Below are 23,101 nucleotides of genomic sequence, written 5' to 3'. Positions count from 1 at the left end.
CCTAATTTTCTACAATGGAATTATTTCCGAGGATTTGTTAGGATGCTTCACATGAAAAAGAATTATTATGCCCTAGCCTATTATTATTTAACTCGTGTAGATAATCCTCACCAGGAAATCGCTTTACACAAGGAATTTTTTAAACAATTGGATGTTGCTTGCCGCATCTATATATCAGAACAAGGGATCAATGGTCAATTTAGTGGCTACCAACCGCATGCAGAACAGTATATGGCTTGGTTAAAACAACGCCCTGGGTTTTCAAATATAAAATTTAAAATTCATCACATTAAAGAAAATATTTTCCCCAGAGTAACTGTTAAATACCGTAAAGAGCTTGTTGCCCTTGGACACCAGGTGGATCTCTCTAAGCAAGGAAAGCATATTTCTCCTCAAGAGTGGCATGCAAAACTCGAAGAAAATCAGTGTTTAATTTTGGATGTACGAAATAATTATGAATGGAAAATCGGTCATTTTGAAAATGCGATTCTCCCCAACATTCAAACGTTTCGTGAATTTCCAGATTATGCGGAGCGTTTATCTCAAGAGTACAATCCTGAAACCACACCGGTGATGATGTATTGTACAGGCGGTATTCGTTGTGAGTTGTATTCCTCTCTCCTTTTAGAAAAAGGATTCAAAGAAGTTTACCAACTTGATGGTGGTGTAATTGCTTATGGGCAAGCTGTAGGGACAGGGAAATGGCTTGGGAAACTTTTTGTATTCGATGATCGCTTAGCTGTACCTATTGATGCTACCGATCCTGACGTGTCTCCCATTGCTACTTGTTTGCATTGTTCAAGAGGATGTGACACCTATTACAATTGTGCGAACACAGATTGCAACCATTTATTTATTTGTTGCCATGAGTGTATTTCCCTAAACGCAGGTTGTTGTTCTCAAGAATGTGCTCAGGCACCTCGAGTACGTACTTTCTCCTCATCTAGGGGAAACAAACCCTTCCGTCGTATGCACTTATGCCAATCCGATAAAAACACTTGCAACTGCAGCTGTTAGGTTTTTTTATTTTTAGGCTAATCTGTTCGTTAGCCTAAAGATAAATGGTATGTTGTTTTATTATTTAAATACTCGCATGACAGATGTAGCATCTGTAGAGGAATGCCTTGTTCTATTAATGTACGGGAGAAGAAAGCAACATTTTCCTCTTTTCCCAGACAAATAATACATAAATCGGGTTGTTGTTTTAATAACGCACGTACGTGTTGTGCTTGGAGTACAGCCCAAGCCGTTTTTACCCTCCTATCCCCTAGAGCATTGGTGAATACTATTGTAGGTACACAATAAGAAATTAATCGCGTTGTCCATCCTGGTTGTAAAGTCTGATCTAGGATAACAACAAGACTACGTACAGTTTTGGGCAGCATAGCTAAAACACGACGTGTTTCTCTATAAGATTGTGTGGATACAAAATAGCATGCAGGCACTGAAGAGCGGGGTAATCTTAAAAACTCTCCCAATTGTTTTCTTAATACAGCGCTCAGAAATAAGCGATAGACAAGCTCTTTCCATACCCATAGCAAGCAGAGGCCAATACAAAAAACAAAGATCCCCATAAAACAAAAACTCATTTCTGGAGATAAACCAAGTCCAGATCCCAAAATGCGGACAATTCCTGCGGAAATTAACACACCTAAAAAATCAAGAAAATTATTGGCGGCTAAAATTTGCCCCCTCTTATGTTCTGGACTAGCATATTGTAAATAGGCATGCAGAGGTACTTGGTACATCCCTCCTAAGAATCCCAATACAAGAAGAGAAAACATCACCCCAATTAGAGAAGAAGAAAACACATACAAACCTATAAAAGCTAACCCTAGTCCTAAAGAGGTGACAGGAACATAACCCAACTTAATATCCTTCCCTGATATCCATCCAGCAACATAAGATCCGACTCCTACGCCTAAAGCAACCAAAGGAAAGAGATAGCCTCCATAGTGCTTGGGGTACCCAAGAGTAAATTCAACAAAGGGAATAATTTCTACTTGTGTATAGGCTCCAACAAGAAGAAAAAAAGCAATTAAGAAAATGGATAACATCAAGTAACTCACTTGACGAGTTTCCTTGAGAATTTCCCAGAGATCTTTAAAGCTAACATAAGTAATTTTCTGCTCACGATTCTTAATATTACTTGGACGTATATGCCAAGAAACAAACAAGCTACATATTGAAGAGATAACGCAAAACGTTATTGAGAAAACATAACCATTTATAGTGAAATTCTTTGTAAGATCTACAAGTAACGGAGCACAACACGACCCAAGAATACTTCCAGCATATGTCATTGCTGTCATGATTCCATTTGCTTTAGAAAGATAATCTAGGGACAACATTTCAGGAAGTATCCCCATCTTTGCAGGACCAAAAATCGTGGTGTGGCTAGCCAACAAAATTAAAACAAGATATCCACCCCACACAGACTGTATATAAAAAAAGTACCACCCAAGTAACATGCAAATAATTTCAACGACTCGCGTAGCTAAAATAATATTTCGTTTCTGATATCTATCAGACAAGCTTCCAGCCAAAGGAGCCAACAATAGAAAGGGCAATGCGAAAAAGAAACTGACGTAGGATAATATCTTAGCATTCTCTGTTAAACTTTTTCCCTCAAGGAGAAAAAACACTAGAAGAAACTTATAGAGATTATCATTTAATACCGTCAGGAAATGCGTTATTATTAACGCGCGAAAAGATTTTTTGTGTATTAAAACATCCATGAATGCGACCAAACATAGCCAAGCAATTTTTAGCAATTCACCCAATCATCTACTTGCAAAACTTGCTAAAGATTTATTTTCTACCCATCAACATCCCTTTACAAAAAGATGGATTCTTGTTGCCAATACAGAAATTGGGCACTGGTTACGTAGAGAATTGATTCGTGCGACTAGTAATCGCACTTTCATGGGGTCAATTATTTTCTCTTCTTATGATTCACTTGTCAAACATTTATTTACTGAAGTCTGCCAAGAGAAACCATTGACTCCCGATTACATAACACTTCCTCTATTTATACATGAAATATTAAATAATTTTAATTTAACTCAATCTACTGATAGTCAACTGCCCTCTCAACAGCCGCAGTATGCATTCATGAAAAAACTTGGAAGTATTTTCAAAAAATTCTATACATTTTCACAAATTCCGTCAGGAGAAAACCGCTACTACCAAGAGATAATTTCTCAGTTAATTTCTCAGTTTACTCCTCTTCAAGAGGTATGTGATTCCATCATCACAACACTGCAGACAATGGAAGCATTGGACTATTCCTTACACATTTTTGGTTACTCCCGTCTTCCCAAATCTGCTATTTCTTTTTTCACAAAATTAAACTATTTTTTCCCTGTATATTTTTATTGTTTTTCTCCCACGCAAGAATACTTCGGGGATTTGCTTTCAGATAAAGCAATTGATTTTCTTTGGCGCCGTTTACATAACCATTCTAATCGTCATGCTTGGGAACAGTACGTTCTTGCAGACCGACAATCCCTTCTCGCTAATCTGGCACAGAAATCCCAAACCTTTCACAACTTTTGTTTAGATAAGGAAATAGATTATTGCGAAGAATTTATTCCTCCTCAAGAAGCAACAACATTAGGAAAAGTACAAAATACGATATTCCATTTACATCCCAATACACCACTCAATCCAGAAGAGAACGACTCTACGCTCACCTTGAGCACCGCGACACATCCGTCTCGAGAGGTTCAGGAGGTATTCTCAAAAATTTCACTGTTGATACATCAAGGAGTGCCTCCAGAAGAAATTTTTATTTTATCATCACAAGTATCTACTTATGAAGTGTATTTAAAAGCGATATTTTCCCCACACCTTCCTTTATATTTTACTCATACAGAATCTACACACGCAAAAGAATTAAAAGAAAAACTTCTCCTCCTATCCGCTTTACTCCAAACACAAGGGAACTTACACTGTTTACTACAAATTCTTACACATCCAAAATTACACTACCCTATAGAGTCGCAGCAGATTCCATTTCTTTGGAAAAAAATTTCTCAAGAATGGAATAAAACCTTCAAAAAACAAGGAAAGGTCATTCAAGATATTGGAGACTCTATTCTTAATGAATATCCTTTCATTGATGCATCAGGAAAAGTGAATCCAACAGAACTTTGGGAAACACTTCTTCCTTTCCTTTACGATTTACAACAATTTATTGAAATCTACTCAGGGAATCAGGACAAAACTTATGAAGAACATGCAAATAGTATCTTCTCTTTTTTAGAAACGGTGTTTCTTTTATCTTCGAATGAATTGTCCTATATAACTTCACTAAGAAACTCCTTATTCCCAAAATTTTCTTCTTTAACATGTTCTCTGACATTTTTTTTCGATTTTTGCTTAGATTTCCTTTCCCATTGTTACAGTAGTAGCCCTCTATATAACCAGCCAGGACCCTTTGTCGGATCTTTAGAAAACTTGAGTTTTCTCCCCAAAGGGCATACATTTATCTTAGGAGCAAATAAAACTCCTTTTATAGACTTCCTAGACCTAGTAGATACTTCCAACCACGAAGAGCTCCTTTTTTCTTCTTTTGAAGACGAAGAGAATTTTCACTTTCTTCAAACACTCATCTCTACTAGACACTCTCTACATATTAGTTATCTCTTTTCTTCCAATACTCCTGCTTTACCCAGTGCTTATGTAAAGCATATTCAAAATACTCTTTCTCTCCCTATCCGTCATTTACCTTCCAAATCTTACCTACCATCTTCATTCAAAGAAAAAACATTTCTACACACATCGCAGGCACACCATTATAAACTTGCCCAATCCTTCTTTTCTGCTAAATCCCCGTTGCCTGCAATATTTCCTACTTCACCTATTTCCAGAAAACTTCCTGAACATGTAGATGTTTCTGAAATACTTCATGCTTTTGTTTCTCCTTTGGATTTTTTTTTACAAGCAAACTATCAGATTTCCTTACGTCCTCCCCGCTTATTGCAAGCTCAAAGTCAACTTTTCCCAACAAAAAAAGATATGGTGTTTCTTTGGGAAAATTACCTCGCACGTTCTGAAAATCATGTAGAATACAATTATCTATCTGAATTCTCTAAAGAAGTATTTACTTCTCAGGCAAATCTTGTACACCAAAGGATCATCAACCTATACTCCAATCCCAGCACAACACCCCACATAGCGCTATTTTCTTCTTCTCTCTTTCATGATCTTCATGATAAAGATATTCTTCTTCCTCCTGTAATTTTACCTTGGAATAATTGTACGATCTCTTTACATGCGAAATTTTTAGGGATATGCTCTTCGGGAGTTTATCTCTGTGCTTTAGATCCTTCTCCTTCAAAAAAAATGAAACACAAAATTTCTGAAATCCCAGAAACTATATTTGCTATACAAAATTATTTGCAGGCGCAAATTGCTTTAGCTATGTTACAACATGCGGGTATCTTAAATTCTCAAGCAGTAATCTACCGAGTAACTTCAGATGCTCAAGAAACAATTCCCCCGGCATTTTCAAACCCTGAAGAGTATTTACACCGTGTATTAGATGTTTATCATCTGATCCAAGAATACCCTATCCCTTTAGTTTCCTCTAGTTGTTGGCAAGCATTAACCCAGGGAAAAAAGTTAAACGAAACAATACAAAAAACTATTTCTGATAATCTCCATGATCCTTCTTCAGATATTTTTTGGAAATTTCATAACCGCACTCCTTTAGCGTTCACTATAAGTGAAGAGCATCGTTTATTGATTCTTTCGTTATTTAAGGAAATCCATGCAACCTTTTGATATCTTTGAGCCTCAAACTTCGATTCATGGAAAATACTTTTTAGAAGCATCTGCAGGAACAGGAAAAACCTTTACTATAGAGCACATCATTCTTCGTGCTATTTTAGAAGGATCCGTTTCTCATGTAGAACACATTTTAGCCGTTACCTTTACTAATGCAGCCACAAATGAATTAAAAATTAGAATTCAAAATAATTTTAAGCATATAGTAGAAAAATTAAAATCCTCTCTCGAGAACACAACAGTTTCTCTTCCTTCCTACCTACCTCAAGATGATGTAAAGCTGCTTTACATGCGCGCTCGAAATGCTTTAGCTACTATAGATCGTATGGGAATTTTTACTATTCATGGATTTTGTAATTATATTTTACAAGAGTACTTTCCCTCCGCGCGCATGATACAAAATCCTTCTGCTTTTACCCATTCGCAAACTATTCTGCACTACATACAACGCTATCTTTCTCAAGACCTTTGGAAAAATGTCCTCTTCCCAGAACAATGGTATTTACTTCTTGCTCGTTATCCTATCCATACAAAACACACAGCTTCTTTAACTGAAAAGCTGTTATCAAATTATACAACAGATACCAGCGAACATCTTCCCGATATACAAACTACACTCATGCGAGCACGGGAATGGCATATTTCCATTCAGAAAAAAGTGCTGACGATGCCCAAAGAGGAATTTTTAGATCAATTACTTCATTTATCGAGTAGTTATAAAAAACAACCTTTCTCTATATCGCAAGACATAGAACAATTTGTTGATCTTCTATATCATCCTGTACCTTCAATAAAGCTCTTTTCTTTTTCTAGGATTGCAGAAACATTCCACCCTAAAAATCGATTAGCGCGTTATCAATCTTGTCCTGCTTTTAATTTAATAGAAGAAACTCCTTGGTTGCATTATACAGAGCAGTTTTGCAACTTAGATCTCATTTTCTCTACTGTAATAAATGATCTTCGCGTTTATTTAAAAACGCAGTATACCCCCTGGATATCTCCCGATGAAAGTATCTCTGCTGTAGACAATCTCATAACATCAAAACACGCAGAAGCTCTTCTCCTTTCTCTAAGAGAGCGTTTTCAATTAGTTCTTATTGATGAATTCCAAGATACAGATAAAAAACAATGGAATATTTTTTCTAAACTGTTCGCTACTAACGATTTTTCTGGTTCTCTTTTTCTGATTGGAGATCCTAAGCAATCGATATATGAATGGAGAAACGCTGACCTTCCCACATATTTAAAAGCAAAATCTACTTTTCCTAAGGAATCTCAATTACATCTAATAAATAATTACCGCTCATCTCCTAAGCTTATGGAGGGAATTAATATTCTTTTCAGCAAATGTTCTTTATTTTCAGAAATTCCTGGATATCCTCCTATAGAATACTATCCTCTTAATCCCAAAAGCACAGAGACCTTTTCAACTGTTTTATATTCTCCAGTACATTTTTTCCCCTACGATACTATGCAAGATCAAGCTAATTGGATAGCAAACACAATTGGGTACTTACACCAAACTCATAGTATTCCCCTGGGACATATAGCAATTTTAGTTACAGATTCTTTACAGGCTTTTGATCTCATTACCCATTGTTCCGTTCCCATAGCGTTCTCAAAAACCAAATCGATATTCCATCTAACAGAAACTCCACTTCTTACACTGATTCTCATCGAAGCCATTCTCTATCCCGAAAGTGATGAAAAAATACAACGAGTTCTGCTCAGTAGCTTATTCCGACTAACCTTAAAGGATGTAATTGAAAAAAAAGCGTATTATTCATCTTATTTCTTTTCTTTACGCGGCTACATAACTTCCCATGGATTATTAGCAACTTTTTATCACTTCATGACTCGTCAAGGCGAGGCTTTACTCCAAACACCTCAAGGAGACCTCGTTTTTCAAGAAATGGAAAAGTTATGTGCTTATCTAGAATCTAAATCGCCGTATCCACATCATCAATTACTTTACTTACATTACTTTTCAGAAACAGGACTTTGGGAAGAAAATCTCTCATTTTCTTCTTATTCTGAAGATAAAGACATAGTAAAAATGACTACCATTCATGCATCTAAAGGGTTAGAGTACGATATTGTTTTTTGTCCCGGATTGGATAAATCCAAAAAAAATAAAAGTTCTTCAGAATGGATGCGGGAGATGTATGTAGCCTGTACGCGTGCAAAGAAGCAATTATTCCTTCCCATACACAATGCAAAATCCCAAAGAAAAAACTCTGCATGGACAAACTACATACAACGCGTGGGATCGCATAATTCTATTGTTGAATTTGCACAACACCTATCTAAAGAACACCCTGATATTTTTTCCCTTTCTTCGTATTCTGTCCCCTCTACCCTTTCTCCGGCATCCTTTGTACAACCGGAGACATTTACTATCTCCCCACCTTCTTCAAAACCAATGTGTTCTTTTTCTTCATTGAAATCTCTGCTTGATGATACCTCTTCCCACGATATTTCCCTACCAGAAGAAACTGAAAGCTCTTCTTTTCTACCCCTAGGGAAAAAAACAGGAATTTTGATTCACAAAATTTTAGAAACCATTTCTCCCAGATTCCATACTCCCTATGAGAAAATCTTAGATATAGTCATTCGAATAGTGAAAAATACACATTTAGAAGGCTATGAACAACTCATCACACAACAACTACAATACACTTTTTCTTCTCCCTTAACTTTTTCTGAAGATACCTTCTCTTTAAAAAATATTTCTCCTCATAAGATCAAAAGCGAAGAAGCTTTTCTTTTCTCTCATGAAGAAGATCTATGGCAAGGAAGCATAGATTTATTTTTTGAGCATAACTCGCGATATTACATTATTGATTGGAAAACTTCATTTTTGGGAGAAAGCAGCCAAGATTACTCCAAGGAAAATCTATGGAACTATATAAAAAAAGAAAAACTAGATTACCAAGGGAGCATTTATATCCATGCTGCACAAAGATTTTTACAACAATTTGATATCTCGAATAACGTGGAAATGGGATTTATTTTCATTCGTGGCATGCATCACGAAGACAAAGGATTCATTTGTTTATCGAACCAAGATCATCCCACAATAATCCAAAAATATCCGGTCTATCATTAGGGTTAAATTCCATGGCTGGTAAAATGAAAACAGAAGACAAGTATGTCAAATCCTTAGCTAAGGACTTTGCTTTTATGTTATAGGAGCACGCGCCTTCTCGAGGTGGACTTACATTAACAATCTCAGCTACAAGTAACCCTGGGGGGAAAATACCATCTAATCCTGTAGTAACTAAAACATCTCCCTCGCATAAATATTGACCTTCAACACTACAAAAACCTTCCCCATGTAACACCAAAGTCTCTTTTTTCCACAAAGGACCGCCATGACCTGATAGCGTACCGCGCAACAAAAATGCATGTTCTTCAGGACAGTTAAGAGAAACAAAAAGATCATTTAGCTGATCTATTTTTTCATACTTATCCTTTTCCAGGAGATATGTGTTAGGTAGCTTTTCAAGATGGCACTGTAAATCCTTGATCCTATCCTTGACTATAGCGGCCTGTAGTCCACCACGCACAGCAACTACAGAGGGTTGCATACCAGCGTCAGTAATCAAACGAATTCGCGATTGCTGTTTTCCGACATAATCCACAAGTCCTACAAGAACATTTCCAGACAGAACGGGAGAATTTTTTTTTATGTTCTGTAATTTCCCTACATTTACCCAAATGGAGCTCCCCCAATAGGCAGGATCACGATAAATAACATGAGATAATATCAAATTACGAAAATAGGGGGTGAGAACCTCAGGAAACATAGGGGGAGTAGAGTGAACAACCTCATAAGCATGTAAACGTTCCTCTAAAACTCGCACTTTTTCCTTCAATGACAAGTTTTCAATCTCTTGTGAGTAGGCATTCAAAGAAGGGGCATCGATTTTTTTACAGCATAATGGTGAATAAAGTGCTACTACATGGTGTTGAATATTTTCATAGAAATTTCGCGGCAAGCTCCAACATAAAGCGACAACGGCTACAATGAAAATATAAACATACAATTGACTCTTTTTAGAACGACGATAAACAAAAGAATGAACTTCCTTTACTTGTGTATGTTGTTTACTGAAATCTTCACTTGCACACATAACCCTGCAGATTTACTCAAAGCTTCCTATAATCTTCGTCTCTACCTGAGTGCGGCTACTTATTTCTTCACTACATTGCTTTTTTCTATTTGATAAGCTTCTGCAAATCCCTGCGCCACTCGATCTATTGTATCTTCTGTTATTCCCTTGAGATTAAAACGAGCTCCACTTGTAGTATAAATTCCTTTTTCTACTCTTAAAAACCTTACTTGATCTTCAGAAAAACCTGGATACCCGAAAAATCCTTTTTGCGACAAAATAAAATCAAAGGAATGCCCAAGGTAATTACGCATTACCTGAACAAACTTTTCACGAATTCTTCTTATATCCTGACGAATAGTTTCTAATTCACACAACCATTCTTTTCTTAATAAAGCATCGGATAAGATCGTAGAAACAATAGAAGCACCGTGTCTGGGAGGAGAAGAATATTCCCCTCGAATTTTCTCCTCTAGGCAACTAGAAATTTTTAATAAATCCTCAGGATGTTGGCTATATGCAGCAAAATATCCTACACGCTCTCCATATAGTGAAAAATTCTTACTAGCACAAGCAGCGACAAAAACAGGAATTCCCTGCTGTATAAATATTCCTAGAGGGCGCTTATCTAACTCAAATCCCTCCCCAAAACCCAAATATGCAGTATCAAAAAAGGGAATCAACTTCCGTTCTTGCATTAACTTTGCAAGCGATTGCCACATTTCCTCCGTAAAATCTTTACCAGTAGGATTATGACAACAACACTGCAAAAGAACCATAGAATACTGGGGTATCGACTTCAAACACGCTAGTGTTTCCTCAAATACTAAAGCTTTAGTAGAAGAATTATAGTAAGGATACCTTAATACTTCTAAGCCTTGCTGAGAAAAAATCCGTATATGATTTCCCCACGTCTGTTCAGGAATATAAACTCTCCCAGATGGATAAGCTATGGAAAATATTTTTGCTCCAAGGTGTAGGGCTCCTGTACCACCCAAAGCTTGAGAATCAACTAAATACTCAGAAGAAATAGTACCAAAAATGAGCTTTCGCATTTCTTCTAGAAATAAGGATAGCCCCCGAATAGGTAGATATCTTTTATTCATTTCATCTTTCAATAAAAGATCCTGAGCTTTATGTACACAAGAAAGCCCTCCATAAGACCGTTGTGGATCTTCATAAGACCCAATAACAAGATTCACCTTATCTTCTCGACTATCTTCTAAAAAAGTCTTTTGCAGCCCTAAAATACTATCAGAAGGGTACGTAGGTAGTTGATTAAAAAAACTCATAAAGAAAATCCTTTATAACACACGAAGATTGATCCAAAACCTCATCTCGTGTTAATTTTGTTTCCTCGGGGTATTAGCTCAATTGGTAGAGCGCAACAATGGCATTGTTGAGGTCAGCGGTTCGATTCCGCTATGCTCCATTTCTTATGTATCCCAAAAGGATTGTATTTTACTTACCTTGTAATCCTTTCCCTGAAACTGCAAGCTCTCTTCAACATGTTTCCCTATCATTGCTTGAGAAAATTTCGATTTTAAAGACAAAATGTGTTTGTCCGGATCTGCATCCCAGGGCCCTAAGATAGAATAAGTAACTAGGTTTCCCTCACTATCCTCTAAAGAAACCTTACATCCCACACCCACGGTATCAGTAAAAACCATATCTTTGGTTAAGATACGAGCACGATTGATTTCTTCTGAAAGAACACTTATTTCTTTTTGTAAGCGAGATCGTTTCTCTAAAGCAAACTTGTATTCCGAATTTTCCCTAAGATCACCCAAAGATCTTGCATCCTCAATTTCTTTGGCATTCTCAATTAATTCCTTGCTCACAAGTGACTGTAATTTATTTTTCATACGTGTAAAGCTTTCAGCTGTTGTCCATAAAACATCCTCTTCAACAACAACATTATTTTTTTTCAAATTAGGCTGCACAACTTCAGCAAGATTTTGCAAAACACCAAGATCTCCAGAGGAAAACTGGCTACACTTTGTCGATAGCAAGAGAATTTCTTTTAAATAAGTCAAAGGAGCTCCCTCGATTATATTACGAAAAATTAAAAACCTTTGACCCGTCAAAAAATGATAGATCTTTTTTCCCAAATCTTTATACGAAGTTGTAGCTACTTGATGCATAAACACTAAAGCAGATTCTAAAAACCCTCTCTCGATCTCTTTATCCTCGGGAGAAAAAACTCCATCTCCATGTACCCCAAACTTCAAGAAAAACCAAGTAAAAGCTTCAGGATACATCATGGGATTTTCAATAAATTTAAGAATAACGCTCTTTAGATTTTCCTTACATGACTCTGTAGATCGCAATACTTTAAATGTAAGTTCTCTAAGAGTAGACGAAGTTGTAGAAAGGAAAACTTTCATAAATATCCCCTCCCATAAAGGAGAATATTGTTTTACCAACATTAAAAATGTCTTTTGTAAAGCAGTGATAGAAATATTATGCACAAGGTTAAGAATATCTCCCTCTGACAGAGAAGAGATAAACTCTTTACTCAATCGACTACTCGACGAACCTCCTAAAAAATTAGTAAGGAGGATATCTCTTTGAATTTCTAAAGACAAAGCCTCTTCCAAAGGTAACTCTTGTAACAACTGCACAAGAAGTTTTTTATTCTCAGGATTTTTTAACTCGCTGGGCAAGTCACGAACAAATTGGTAAATCTCCGCTATCTTCTCTGCATTATCTTCTAGATGAGATAAACGTTGTTCCAGTTGTGAGGTCAAAGACCCCCCTTCAATCTGAAAACGATAAGGCTCTTTTATTGTTTTAGGGGAAATAATCCGACTGCTTTTTTTAACCTTATTCTTAGCTGCTTGCCACCAACGATTCCAATCTTTTTCAGGAATAACTAAATCTACAAGCTCATCCTTGATTTCTTTTGCCGTTTTAGGTCCTAAATCCTTAAGTAACATCTCAATAACTTCTACAGGATGTTCTTTAGCATAAGACTCGAAACCATCAGGATCCCCAAACCTTCTTGAAAGGAAATGTTCTCTAGGAAGAGGAACTAAACTCTTGAAAGCAGTTTCAAAGGAGATATCCTTAGACATCATTACTCCCTCAAACTCTATCAATGCCTTTTGTTGAAGAAAAGACACTCCCATGACCTCCCCAACTCCCCAACCTCCTGAATGAAAGACAAAATTGCCTTCCTTTAAATGCATTAAAAAATCAAAACGACTGAGGCTATATTGAAATTCTCGACCATCGCGAAGACCAACAACTCGCAAGGCTTCATTAAAGTTATCCCTATCTTTGTACTTCCTATTCACATAGTCCACAGCAACAGCATAAAGTTGCTTATTATTTGTAGTTTGTAAATCTAAAACTAATTGAAGCACCCGATCCTTTTCCTCTCCTTCAGGGAGAGTTTCCCATAAAGAAAGTACGGTGTCTGCGATTTTTCCAAATAACGGCGCTAACGAAGAATTCTTGACTCTTTCCAAAATTGCAATAAGTTCTTCTCCTCGTACTACATCGTTAAAACAATATTCCTCCCACAAATTAAAAAAACTTGAGGACTGACCTTCATCCAAGAAGACTTGCAATTTTTCTAGATAGTCCACGATGCCACCCGTTTTTAGCGGGAAATATACTCCGAATTATAAAAAATATCAACAACCCCACACAAAAAATAACAATATTGTTTTATAATAAATTAAAATTCATGGTGTATTAATGAATAGTAATTCTGCGCAAAAAATAATAGATTCTATAAAACAAATACTTACTCTTTATAATATAGACTTTGATCCCTCTTTTGGTTCTGCGTTATCCTCTGATTCTGAAGTAGATTACGAGTATCTCATGGAAAAAACCCAAGAGAAAATCCAAGAACTGGACAAGCGCTCCCAAGAAATCCTTCGTCAAACAGGAATGACAAAAGAGCAAATGGAAGTGTTTGCAAACAATCCCGATAATTTCTCTCCAGAAGAATGGTTAGCATTAGAAAATATTCGAGCTTCTTGTAACGAATATAAAAAAGAGACAGAAGCCATTATTAATGAAGTGTCTAAAGAGCTAGGATTTGAAGATTCTAAAAAAAACACAACTAAGAAACCCAGAACAACATCAACTAAAAAAAATAAGAAAAAAAACTGGATTCCCTTATAAAAACTCCTATAATCCTAGAGTATGAAGATTACTATTACTCAGGGCTTAGATTTATCTTTACAAGGGTCTCCCAAAGAATCGGGGTTTCTAAAAAGAATAGATCCTGCCTTTGTTTCTGTAGACTTACGTCCCTACTCTGCTTTAGCCTTAAAACTTAAAGTAGAACCCGGTGATGATATTCATTCAGGAGCACCTGTTGCTGAATATAAGAATTTCCCTGGAGTATTCATCACCTCTCCTATATCTGGAACCGTAACGGAAATCCGCAGAGGGGAAAAACGCTCTCTTCTTGATGTCTTGATTCAAAAAACTCCAGGACAATCGCAAACAAAATATTCTTACGACCTAGCTCAACTTACACAAAAAGATTTATTCGAAGTCTTTAAACAAGAAGGGTTATTTGCTCTTTTTAAACAGCGTCCTTTTGATATTCCTGCTTTACCCCATCTACATCCTAGAGATGTTTTCATTAATCTTGCAGATAACAGTCCTTTTACCCCCTCTACGGAAAAACATCTTTCTGTTTTCTCTTCTAGAGAAGAAGGCTTTTATGCTTTTAATGTTGGAGTACGCGCTATAGCTAAACTTTTTAGCCTGTGTCCCCACATTATTTCTACGGATCGCCTTGTTCTCCCAGAAAAAGATTTAAAATCTTTAGCACACTTACACAAAATTACAGGACCCTATCCTTCAGGATCTCCTTCTACACATATTCATTACATCGCCCCAATCACTAACGAAAAAGACATTGTATTCACAATAACTTTCAAGGAAGTCCTAGCTATCGGCTACCTATTCCTCAAAGGAAGAATCCTTAACGAACAAGTCGTTGCTCTAGCAGGATCAGGATTAAACCCCTCCCTAAGACGCTACATCATTACTACTAAAGGAGCTGACATCCCCAGCCTCCTGCCACTAGAAGCCATCTCCACAAACGTATCCCTAATTTCTGGTGACCCTTTAACAGGAAGACTTTGCAATGAAGAAATTCCTTGTTTAGGGATGAGAGATTCAACGGTTACCGTTATTCCTATTCCTAAACAACGCGAATCCTTTAGTTTTCTACGATTAGGAATCAATAAACCTACTCATACCAGAACCTATCTTTCAGGATTCTTAAAAAGAAAACACACTTATATGAATCTTAGTTCCAATCTTCATGGAGAACCCCGTCCGATCATAGACACAGATATCTATGATAAAGTTATGCCCATGAAAATTCCTGTAGTTCCTCTGATCAAAGCAGTAATCACTAAGAATTTTGAGCTAGCGAAAACATTAGGGTTTTTAGAAATATGCCCAGAAGATTTTGCTCTCCCTACATTTATAGATCCCTCTAAAACAGAGATGGTAAAAATTATTCAAGATGCTTTACTAGAATACGTAAAAGAATCTGGAATCTTAGTTCCAGAATCAACATAAATAGTTCTTCAAAGAACTATAACTACTATTGAGATAGCATTTCTAATATCCTAGGCGTTCCATAAGAAATCACCATATCAGCTCCAGAACGTTTAATTGCTATCAAGGATTCATATAATATAGCCTCTTTATCCCCTCCCCCTAATGTGGAGGCTGCTGCTATCATAGAGTATTCCCCACTCACCTGGTAAGCAGCTAAAGGTAATGTCGTGTTCTGACGTACACGATGTAAAACATCAAGATAAAATCCTGCGGGTTTGATCATTAATATATCTGCCCCCTCCTGTTCATCTAAAGAACACTCTAACAAAGCTTCTAAAACATTTGTTGGGTTCATTTGATAATTACATTTATCCCCTAGTTGCACATGAGAGCCTAAAGCATCCCGAAAAGGACTGTACAAAGAAGAAGCATATTTAACACTATAAGAAAGAATCAAAACTTGGCGCCAACCTGACTGATCTAACATAGAACGAATATAAGATACTCTCCCATCCATCATATCACTAGGAGCAACAATATCTACCCCCATTTCTGCATGTAAAGTTGCGATATTTCCAAATATTCTTACACTTTCATCATTAAGAACCTCACCAGTGTCTAAATCTAAAATACCATCATGACCATGAGTAGTATAAGGATCCAAAGCAATATCACTGATTACACATAGATGAGGAAAGGCTTTCTTAATCTCAAAAATACCTCGACACAAAATGTTTTTAGGATTCGAAGAGTAGGAACCATAGGCATCTTTTAAATGATCTGGAATTACAGGAAATAGAATAACAGCACGTAGACCTAATAAACATAATCTTTCGATCTCTTTAAGTAAGAGATCCAGGCTCCATCGGTATACTTGTGGAAGAGTAGGGATTTCCTCCTTAAGATTCTTCCCCTCTTTAATAAAAAAAGGACAAATAAAATCTTGGGGAAGTAAGCAAGTTTCTGCTACTAGATCTCTGATAGCTTTAGTTTTCCTATTTCTACGCGGCCGTCTAAGCAACCCTAAGGAACTCATGTTAGACATCCTTCAACAATTTCCACAAACTACGAAAAAAAGATAATATTTATATTAATCTTTTTCTTCTTCTTTTTATGGTGTGGAAAATGTTTAAAACTTGTTTTTTAGAGGGGAAAACACGTGGTTAAATTGTTTAAAACTCTGTTAAAACACTGTTCGTTTTGTAAATAAAACTAGATTTTGCATGCTTATAAACACAATATCAACTTTTTTCCCACCAGGTTTTGAGTAAAAACTCCTTTGTTTTTTCTAATTCTTGTGGCAGGCTCTTTTAATTTTGAGGTTCTTTTATGTTGGGTAGAGATGAAGAGTTTTCTACAGAGCAAAAGAAGAGTTTATCTCATTTCGTTACTAATTTAGAAAAAAACATTTTTGCGTTAAAGAACCTTCCAGAAGTAGTTAAAGGTGCTTTATTTTCTAAATATTCTCGATCAACATTAGGATTGCGTTCTTTATTGTTAAAAGAGTTTCTTGAGGGGGAGGGAAGTTTTTTAGATTCCCCTGGAGATGATTTTGAAAAAGGAGTGCAAAAGGCTTCAGATTTTTATCGTAGAGTTCTTGATGGATTTGGAGATGATTCTATAGGCGAATTAGGTGGAGCGCACCTAGCTATAGAAGGCATTTCGATGCTAGCGGCTAAGGTTTTGGAAAATGCTCGTATTGGAGGATCTCCCTTAGAAAAGTCTTCTAGGTATGTGTATTTTGATCAAAAGGTAAAAGGCGAGTATTTATACTACCGTGATCCTATTTTAATGACCTCGGCTTTTAAAGATGTGTTTTTAGACACTTGTGATTTTCTATTTGATACCTATGCAGATTTAGTTCCTAAAGTGCGTTGTTATTTCGAAAAAATCTATCCTAAAGAGGATGAAGTTTCTCAATCTGCATATAGCATTTCTTTAAGGGCTAAAGTTCTTGATTGTTTACGAGGTCTTCTCCCCGCAGCAACTCTGACAAATTTAGGATTTTTTGGTAATGGGAGGTTTTGGCAGACTTTATTGCACAGGCTTCAATGCCATAACCTAACTGAAGTTCGTCAAATTGGAGAAAGTTCTTTAACAGAACTAATGAAAATAATCCCCTCATTTATTAGTCGTGCTGAGTCTCATCACCACCATCACCAAACTATGTGTAATTATCAGCAGATACTAAAAAAACAGTTGATGAGTTTGTCTGAAAAATATGGTGCTGGCGCTCCTATTTCTCAGCAAGAGGGAGTTCGTTTGATTTATGGAGATTCTGAAGGAATTTATAAGGTAGCTGCTGGATTTCTTTTCCCCTATTCAGAACATACTTATGCGGACTTAATCACTATTTGTCGGTCGTTACCTAAGGAAGATCTTACATCAATTTTAGAAGCTGGAGCTTTTGTTAGGGAAAATCGTAGACATAAGTCTCCACGCGGTTTAGAGTGTGTTGAATTTGGATTTGATATTACTGCTGATTTTGGCGCTTATAGAGATCTTCAGCGTCATAGGACTCTTACTCAAGAACGCCAGTTACTCACAACAAAGTTAGGCTATCATATTCCTCACTCGTTACTTGATACCCCTATGGAAAAGGATTATAGAGAAGCTATGGAAAAGGCTGATAGTGCTTATAATCAAATTGCTGTAGAATTTCCTGAAGAAGCACAATATGTTGTTCCTCTAGCATATAATATTCGTTGGTTATTCCATATTAATGGGAGATCTCTTCAATGGCTTTGTGAGTTGCGATCACAAGTTCAAGGACATGAAAATTATAGAAAAATTGCCATTGATATGGCTAAAGAAGTGATAAAGTTTGATCCTGCATACGAAACATTTTTTAAGTTTGTAGATTATTCTGACTGCGACTTAGGTAGATTAAAACAAGAATCACGAAAAAATATGTAATATGTTTTTTAAATAAAATCTTTGCGTTTACAGGAACAAAGTGGGTTTGGTATTTTCATTTCTTTCTTAACGAAGGTTGCAAAATGAAAACCCTTATCGATAATAATTTAGTCAAGTTTAAGAATATCTCTAAAACTAAACAGGGCATCTTCGTAAATTTTCAAGTTAAGGGAGAAAGAGGAGGAGCATCGTTTACAGCTTCTATAGCTGTCGATATAGAATCAGCTGATGTTTCTTCTGGTGATACCTTAGAAACCATCATTGAAAGATGTGCTCATATAGGAGTTACGGAATTTAAAAAGTGTGAGTTTCAATTTGAAGGGATAACTTGCTTATAACAACATTTTCCTGGGTGTAGCGCAGCCTGGTAGCGCACTTGCATGGGGTGCAAGGGGGCGGAGGTTCAAATCCTCTCACCCAGATTTTTTCTTACAATGAAATACTAGTAATTTCGAATACTCATATATTCTATAAGCATTTCTATCTCAGACGAATCTTTAAGACCGTGATTTTTTAAATCGTGGAGTAAGTGCATGCAGTTGGTAATAGAAGAATATAAAGTCTTTTCTGCAGCATCTAAACCAAATAATAAAGCATAATTTAAACCCACATCTTTGTGGTCTTGATGCATGTCTAAAATGTCATCTCTTAATTGAAAAAGAAGGCCAAAGTATTTAGAAAATTCTAAAATTTGGGGAATACATAAAGTTGTTCCTCCCCCAAATAACCAGCCAGATATACAAGCAACGCCAAAAAGAGACCCTGTTTTTTTATTTATTATAGACTGGACATATTCAGGGCCATGATTTGTAAAAAACATGTCTTCATATTGTCCTGCCAATACACCGTTTGCTCCTATGTTGGTATCTATGATTTCGGAAATCGTGTTATAGGCAGTATTGATTTCTTCTGAATCAATCCCAAGTTGTTTTAATTTTTTTGCATTTAATCGGATATGGGCATAAGCAGAGGGAATTAAGGCATAGGAAGCAAGGAGAGCTGAAGCTTCACAAAATACTTTATGTACTGTAGGTCGACCTCGACGTTCATCATCATTGTCCATACAAGGGAGATCGTCAGCAATTAGTGTTGAGGTGTGTATAAATTCTATAGCTATAGCAGAATCAAGAACATCTCTGTTATTTCCTAACCCTTTTGCCATCATACACGTTAGCATAGGACGAATACGCTTTCCTCCATTGGTTAAAGCGTATTCTACAGGTGCTCGTATGGATTGCCCTGGAGAGCCAAAAGATTCTAGAGAATTTTTAATTCCCTCTTCTATCATGATTTTGTAAGATTCAAATAACTCCATCACAACCATAGAAATTTCCTTAAATTACTCTCCCAGGATAAATTTTTGTATGGGCAGGGGAGCAATGCCCAGGATTAATGACAACATTGCACCCCACAGATACCTGCTTTCCAAGGAAAGCCCCCACTTTTCTCAATTGCGTATTGATTCGTCCCTCTTCACTAGTTATGGAAATCGTTTTTCCATCCAAACGGAAGTTAGCGCAACGCACCCCCGCGCCAAGATTCACTTCAGCAGATAATACAGAATCCCCTACGTAGGCAAAATGGCTTGCTTTGGTATGATGACCTAAATAAGAATTTTTTAATTCACTGCAGTGCCCAATAACACATTGGGTTCCTGTAATCACTCCTCCTCGTAGATATGCTCCATGACGTATTTCTGTTTGAGGACCAATAATGCAAGGACCGGAAATATAAGCACCAGATTCTACGTAAGCACCCTCACCTATTTCTATACTTTGAATATTTTTTAAAAATGCTCCTTTTTCTACAGTTCCGTGAATTCCAGAGAAGGTGTGTGTAGATAATTTTTTAGATAGTAACGCTAAGATATCCCATACATAATGGGCTTCCGTGATGAGCTCGGGGAAAGGAAAATCTTCAGGAGAAAATAAAATGGACGCTAGCATGGCTGATTACAGTTTTACAAATATTGTCGGATTATGATGATTTAGTGACAAGAGTAATCAGATAATCAAAAGAAGAAAGGAAATCCTTCGGTAGTTTTACAGGTCGTTGTCAGAAAATACATAGCCTATCCCACGAATAGTAGAAATTTTTTTTCCGTAGGAGCCAAGTTTTTTTCTTAAAGAAGCAATATGCACGTCGACATTTCTTGATATAATTTCTTGAGAATGGTCTTTAATTTCTTCTAATAAATGTTTTCTTAAACAAGGACGACCCCGATTTATAAGAAGTTGTTTTAGTATGCCAGCTTCAGAAGGTGTGAGATGTATGGTGCCCTCTGGAGAGGTGACAGTAAGATTTAAAAGATAAAAAGTACAATTTCCAAAAACAATAGATTCCGGGATAGTGTTTTCGAAGTTATTTCTTCTTAAGAAAGATTGAATTATTGCCTTAATAACACTAGCTGTTACAGGTTGCAGGATATATCCTAAAGCTCCTTGGTTTAAAATTTGAATGATCTTTTCTTCTTCAAAAATATTAAACAAAACAAAGTAGTTTGCTTGTTGAGGAAGGAGTTGCCAATAATGTTCTGGGAGAAGAGAATAATCGAAGAAGATCAAATCAGACTTTATATTCGCTGAGAACTCAGAAGAAGTGATCACTTGATATTTGTCTTCAGAATGAGACAATTCTTTTAATTGCAAAGGTATATTATTGTTTTGAGTAACAAATAATATAATTCTATCCGTAATCATACGTGAATTAACTTAGAGCACACTACCTGATTCAATAATACAATATCATTTGTTTTTCAAAGATTCTTTACTATTTTTTAGTTTTTTTGATTAAAAAATAATTTTGCATAAAGACAATCCTATAGATATAATTTATCTTTAATGAGTTAAAGTTCTTCTAAAAGACACAGTTTAAAGCAAAGTTAATGAGGGCTGCACATGATTCGCTATATGTTGTTTTGTGTATTTTTTTTCTCATGCTTTGCTGTTGGAGGAGGGTTATATTTTCTGTGCTCCATTATTCCTTCAAAGACGTATGTAGATAATAAGAAAATAGTTGTGGGGAGAGGAGAAAGTTCTTTATCTGGCTCGCAGTGTTTGCTTGCGAGTCAACAAGAGAAAAGTTTTCTGTATTGTCAGGGCTTTCTTCTGCAAAAGCAAAGGAATTTACACCAGTCGGATAAGATTTTTACTAAGATTTATGATGAAAATACACGCGAATCCCCTGTATTTCGGGGAGAGGTTCTAGGAGGGCGTATCCTTAATGCATTTTTCTTAGAAAACATCGAGCTGATGCAGGAATTGATTGAAAACCTAAAACAAGAGTTTTCTCAATCTCCAACCTTATCGTTGTTTGAATTTTTATTGCATTACAAAAAAAAACATTTTCGTCAGGCGTTAGATTCTTTATCTTTGTGGAAAGAGCATTCGCAAAGCAAAACGACGTCTTTGCTGCATGAAAATATCCAACTACTGCTGTCCAATTTGTGTTTAGAAAACATGGAAGCTCATTGTTTAATTGAGATGGGGGAGTTTTCTTTAGGTAGGGTCATTCTTAACCGCATTATTGGACAACTGTTAAAAAGAGCATGTGAGTGGGACTCTAATATTTATGATCGTGCTGTACTGCTTTTGGCAAGAAGTTATTTTTTAGAACTCCAACAATCTCGTTCACCTAAGATTTATCCTGATTATTATGAAACAATCCTTTTTTATAAGAAAAAAGTACGTTCTATGGATAAGAAATGTTATGAACAATTCCTTCCTCAAGAAGATTTGTTTTCTATGTTGATGGAACATATGTTTCTTATTCCTGAATCACGACTTTCTCCTTTGTTGCAAATTATAGAAAATTGGGGGTGTTTCTATTGTAATCCTAAGTATGAATTGGTTATTCAACCTTTGGTCAATCATTTTTTCTCTTCTCCCGATAGAGTCACACGCATTTGTTGTTTTATTTCTAGTTGTGGAGGGGAAGAGGTTATAAAGAAGAAACTCATCTATACCTTTCGGACCATTTTATCTGAAACTGTGCTTCAATTAAAAACTAATGAAGCGCAACAAACCCTATCTTTATTGAAACAACTTGATTCAGATATTTTTTTGAGTAAAAAACTCATTATTTCACTCGACACTCTGCGGGAAATTATTTCTCACGATGATTTGAGTTATACCAACTTAAGAAAGTATTTAAATTTTTGGGAGGAAATACAGTCTTGCGATATTGATAGGCAGTCATTAGTAAAACATTTAATTAAAATAGCCTATCAACTTTGGCAATTAGGTTCTTGTGATGATAAAGCATTAAATTTACTTCGTGTAATTTTGCAATTTACTAATTATGATATAGAAAGTGAAAATACTGTTTCTCGTTTTATTAAACAGGCCTATAAAGATTTATTGTCGGGACACGAGATTTCTCGAATATTGCAGTTAGAAGATTTTATAGGAGATATAGGACTTCAACCAATCACTGTAGGTGAAGAAGATATTGCTAATTTCATTGCTGATGCTGAATTTTTGTATTCTCAAGGTGAGTATCAACAGAGCTATCTGTATGGTCAGTGGCTAGTAAAGATGTCTCCTTCTCCAAAGACCTATCGTTTACTAGCGTTATGTCTTGTGGAACATAAGCGTTATGCCGAAGCTTTGGAATATTTTAACTTATTATCTACTTGTGACCGATATGATTTTAAAGTACAGCAAGCGTTAGCTTTATGTCATAAACGTTTGTCCAAGAATGCTGGAATGCATTATGAAAAATAAGGCGCCTAT

The 23,101-nt window shown here is 36.1% G+C and carries 16 protein-coding genes and 2 tRNA genes; 10 read left to right on the top strand and 8 right to left on the bottom strand.

From position 1 onward, the window contains the following. Positions 1-51: 51 nt before the first annotated feature. Positions 52-1,017, top strand: coding sequence for an oxygen-dependent tRNA uridine(34) hydroxylase TrhO (gene trhO / locus M787_RS01960; RefSeq protein ID WP_021828784.1), 966 nt, complete (start codon positions 52-54; stop codon positions 1,015-1,017). Between the two features lie 29 nt (positions 1,018-1,046). Here trhO and M787_RS01955 read toward each other — a convergent pair whose 3' ends face one another. After that, positions 1,047-2,738 carry an MFS transporter gene (locus tag M787_RS01955; RefSeq protein WP_034734617.1) on the bottom strand — a complete coding sequence of 564 codons (1,692 nt, stop codon included), beginning with the start codon at positions 2,736-2,738 and terminating at the stop codon, positions 1,047-1,049. Here M787_RS01955 and M787_RS01950 point away from each other — a divergent pair. Both M787_RS01950 and recB read left to right on the top strand, forming a co-directional pair. Beyond that, on the top strand, positions 2,737-5,790 hold the full coding sequence (locus tag M787_RS01950; RefSeq protein ID WP_021828782.1) for an exodeoxyribonuclease V subunit gamma: 3,054 nt from the start codon (positions 2,737-2,739) through the stop codon (positions 5,788-5,790). The two genes, M787_RS01955 and M787_RS01950, sit on opposite strands and share 2 nt — an antisense overlap. Then, a complete protein-coding gene (gene recB / locus M787_RS01945) occupies positions 5,777-8,902 on the top strand; it encodes an exodeoxyribonuclease V subunit beta (protein WP_021828781.1) in 3,126 nt (1,041 codons plus the stop codon). Before M787_RS01950 ends, recB begins: the two co-directional genes overlap by 14 nt. Here the strand turns inward: recB and M787_RS01940 are convergent. Both M787_RS01940 and M787_RS01935 read right to left on the bottom strand, forming a co-directional pair. Next, the gene (locus M787_RS01940; RefSeq protein ID WP_021828780.1) at positions 8,841-9,929 is read right to left on the bottom strand and encodes a rod shape-determining protein MreC; all 1,089 of its coding nucleotides are present in this window, start codon (positions 9,927-9,929) and stop codon (positions 8,841-8,843) included. The genes recB and M787_RS01940 overlap by 62 nt on opposite strands. A gap of 59 nt (positions 9,930-9,988) precedes the next feature. After that, positions 9,989-11,200 (bottom strand): aromatic amino acid transaminase, encoded by a 1,212-nt coding sequence (locus M787_RS01935; protein ID WP_021828779.1) that lies wholly within the window; start codon positions 11,198-11,200, stop codon positions 9,989-9,991. A 67-nt stretch (positions 11,201-11,267) separates the two neighbouring features. On the opposite strand from M787_RS01935, the gene M787_RS01930 reads away from it, so the two are divergent. Beyond that, positions 11,268-11,340 (top strand) — tRNA-Ala (locus M787_RS01930). A gap of 4 nt (positions 11,341-11,344) precedes the next feature. Here the strand turns inward: M787_RS01930 and M787_RS01925 are convergent. Further along, positions 11,345-13,501 (bottom strand): GreA/GreB family elongation factor, encoded by a 2,157-nt coding sequence (locus M787_RS01925; RefSeq protein WP_021828778.1) that lies wholly within the window; start codon positions 13,499-13,501, stop codon positions 11,345-11,347. A gap of 112 nt (positions 13,502-13,613) precedes the next feature. Between M787_RS01925 and M787_RS01920 the strand changes: the two genes are divergently transcribed. Next, complete coding sequence (locus M787_RS01920) at positions 13,614-14,048, top strand: hypothetical protein (RefSeq protein WP_021828777.1); 435 nt, start codon at positions 13,614-13,616, stop codon at positions 14,046-14,048. 21 nt (positions 14,049-14,069) lie between these two features. Continuing rightward, on the top strand, positions 14,070-15,470 hold the full coding sequence (locus M787_RS01915; protein WP_021828776.1) for a Na(+)-translocating NADH-quinone reductase subunit A: 1,401 nt from the start codon (positions 14,070-14,072) through the stop codon (positions 15,468-15,470). A gap of 25 nt (positions 15,471-15,495) precedes the next feature. Here the strand turns inward: M787_RS01915 and hemB are convergent, their stop codons facing one another. Further along, a complete protein-coding gene (gene hemB / locus M787_RS01910) occupies positions 15,496-16,488 on the bottom strand; it encodes a porphobilinogen synthase (protein ID WP_021828775.1) in 993 nt (330 codons plus the stop codon). A gap of 293 nt (positions 16,489-16,781) precedes the next feature. Between hemB and M787_RS01905 the strand changes: the two genes are divergently transcribed. From M787_RS01905 to M787_RS01895, 3 genes are all read left to right on the top strand, one after another. Continuing rightward, on the top strand, positions 16,782-18,368 hold the full coding sequence (locus tag M787_RS01905; protein WP_021828774.1) for an FAD-dependent thymidylate synthase: 1,587 nt from the start codon (positions 16,782-16,784) through the stop codon (positions 18,366-18,368). An 83-nt stretch (positions 18,369-18,451) separates the two neighbouring features. Continuing rightward, positions 18,452-18,706 carry a hypothetical protein gene (locus tag M787_RS01900; protein WP_021828773.1) on the top strand — a complete coding sequence of 85 codons (255 nt, stop codon included), beginning with the start codon at positions 18,452-18,454 and terminating at the stop codon, positions 18,704-18,706. A gap of 10 nt (positions 18,707-18,716) precedes the next feature. Next, positions 18,717-18,790 (top strand) — tRNA-Pro (locus M787_RS01895). A gap of 20 nt (positions 18,791-18,810) precedes the next feature. On the opposite strand, the gene M787_RS01890 is transcribed toward M787_RS01895, so the two are convergent. The 3 genes from M787_RS01890 to M787_RS01880 all read right to left on the bottom strand — a co-directional run bounded on the left by M787_RS01890 (position 18,811) and on the right by M787_RS01880 (position 21,067). Beyond that, the gene (locus tag M787_RS01890; RefSeq protein ID WP_021828772.1) at positions 18,811-19,692 is read right to left on the bottom strand and encodes a polyprenyl synthetase family protein; all 882 of its coding nucleotides are present in this window, start codon (positions 19,690-19,692) and stop codon (positions 18,811-18,813) included. Positions 19,693-19,702: 10 nt separating this feature from the next. Next, entirely contained in the window at positions 19,703-20,314 is a 612-nt protein-coding gene (locus M787_RS01885) for an LbetaH domain-containing protein (protein ID WP_021828771.1), read from the bottom strand. A gap of 96 nt (positions 20,315-20,410) precedes the next feature. Then, a complete protein-coding gene (locus tag M787_RS01880; protein ID WP_021828770.1) occupies positions 20,411-21,067 on the bottom strand; it encodes a winged helix family transcriptional regulator in 657 nt (218 codons plus the stop codon). 198 nt (positions 21,068-21,265) lie between these two features. On the opposite strand from M787_RS01880, the gene M787_RS01875 reads away from it, so the two are divergent. Further along, positions 21,266-23,092: a DUF1347 family protein gene (locus M787_RS01875; protein ID WP_021828769.1), complete on the top strand. Its 1,827-nt coding sequence runs from the start codon at positions 21,266-21,268 to the stop codon at positions 23,090-23,092. Positions 23,093-23,101: the final 9 nt, after the last annotated feature.

This window comes from Chlamydia gallinacea 08-1274/3, from assembly GCF_000471025.2.
Classification (GTDB): Bacteria; Chlamydiota; Chlamydiia; order Chlamydiales; family Chlamydiaceae; genus Chlamydia; species Chlamydia gallinacea.
This window is presented reverse-complemented; position numbering and strand designations above follow the sequence as displayed.

Bases quoted from the DNA above. Each gene is read 5' to 3' on its own strand.
- trhO (WP_021828784.1), top strand. From the start codon at position 52: ATGAAAAAGAATTATTATGCCCTAGCCTATTATTATTTAACTCGTGTA.
- M787_RS01950 (WP_021828782.1), top strand. From the start codon at position 2,737: ATGAATGCGACCAAACATAGCCAAGCAATTTTTAGCAATTCACCCAAT.
- M787_RS01955 (WP_034734617.1), bottom strand. From the start codon at position 2,738: ATGGATGTTTTAATACACAAAAAATCTTTTCGCGCGTTAATAATAACG.
- recB (WP_021828781.1), top strand. From the start codon at position 5,777: ATGCAACCTTTTGATATCTTTGAGCCTCAAACTTCGATTCATGGAAAA.
- M787_RS01940 (WP_021828780.1), bottom strand. From the start codon at position 9,929: ATGTGTGCAAGTGAAGATTTCAGTAAACAACATACACAAGTAAAGGAA.
- M787_RS01935 (WP_021828779.1), bottom strand. From the start codon at position 11,200: ATGAGTTTTTTTAATCAACTACCTACGTACCCTTCTGATAGTATTTTA.
- M787_RS01920 (WP_021828777.1), top strand. From the start codon at position 13,614: ATGAATAGTAATTCTGCGCAAAAAATAATAGATTCTATAAAACAAATA.
- M787_RS01915 (WP_021828776.1), top strand. From the start codon at position 14,070: ATGAAGATTACTATTACTCAGGGCTTAGATTTATCTTTACAAGGGTCT.
- hemB (WP_021828775.1), bottom strand. From the start codon at position 16,488: ATGAGTTCCTTAGGGTTGCTTAGACGGCCGCGTAGAAATAGGAAAACT.
- M787_RS01905 (WP_021828774.1), top strand. From the start codon at position 16,782: ATGTTGGGTAGAGATGAAGAGTTTTCTACAGAGCAAAAGAAGAGTTTA.
- M787_RS01900 (WP_021828773.1), top strand. From the start codon at position 18,452: ATGAAAACCCTTATCGATAATAATTTAGTCAAGTTTAAGAATATCTCT.
- M787_RS01890 (WP_021828772.1), bottom strand. From the start codon at position 19,692: ATGGTTGTGATGGAGTTATTTGAATCTTACAAAATCATGATAGAAGAG.
- M787_RS01885 (WP_021828771.1), bottom strand. From the start codon at position 20,314: ATGCTAGCGTCCATTTTATTTTCTCCTGAAGATTTTCCTTTCCCCGAG.
- M787_RS01880 (WP_021828770.1), bottom strand. From the start codon at position 21,067: ATGATTACGGATAGAATTATATTATTTGTTACTCAAAACAATAATATA.
- M787_RS01875 (WP_021828769.1), top strand. From the start codon at position 21,266: ATGATTCGCTATATGTTGTTTTGTGTATTTTTTTTCTCATGCTTTGCT.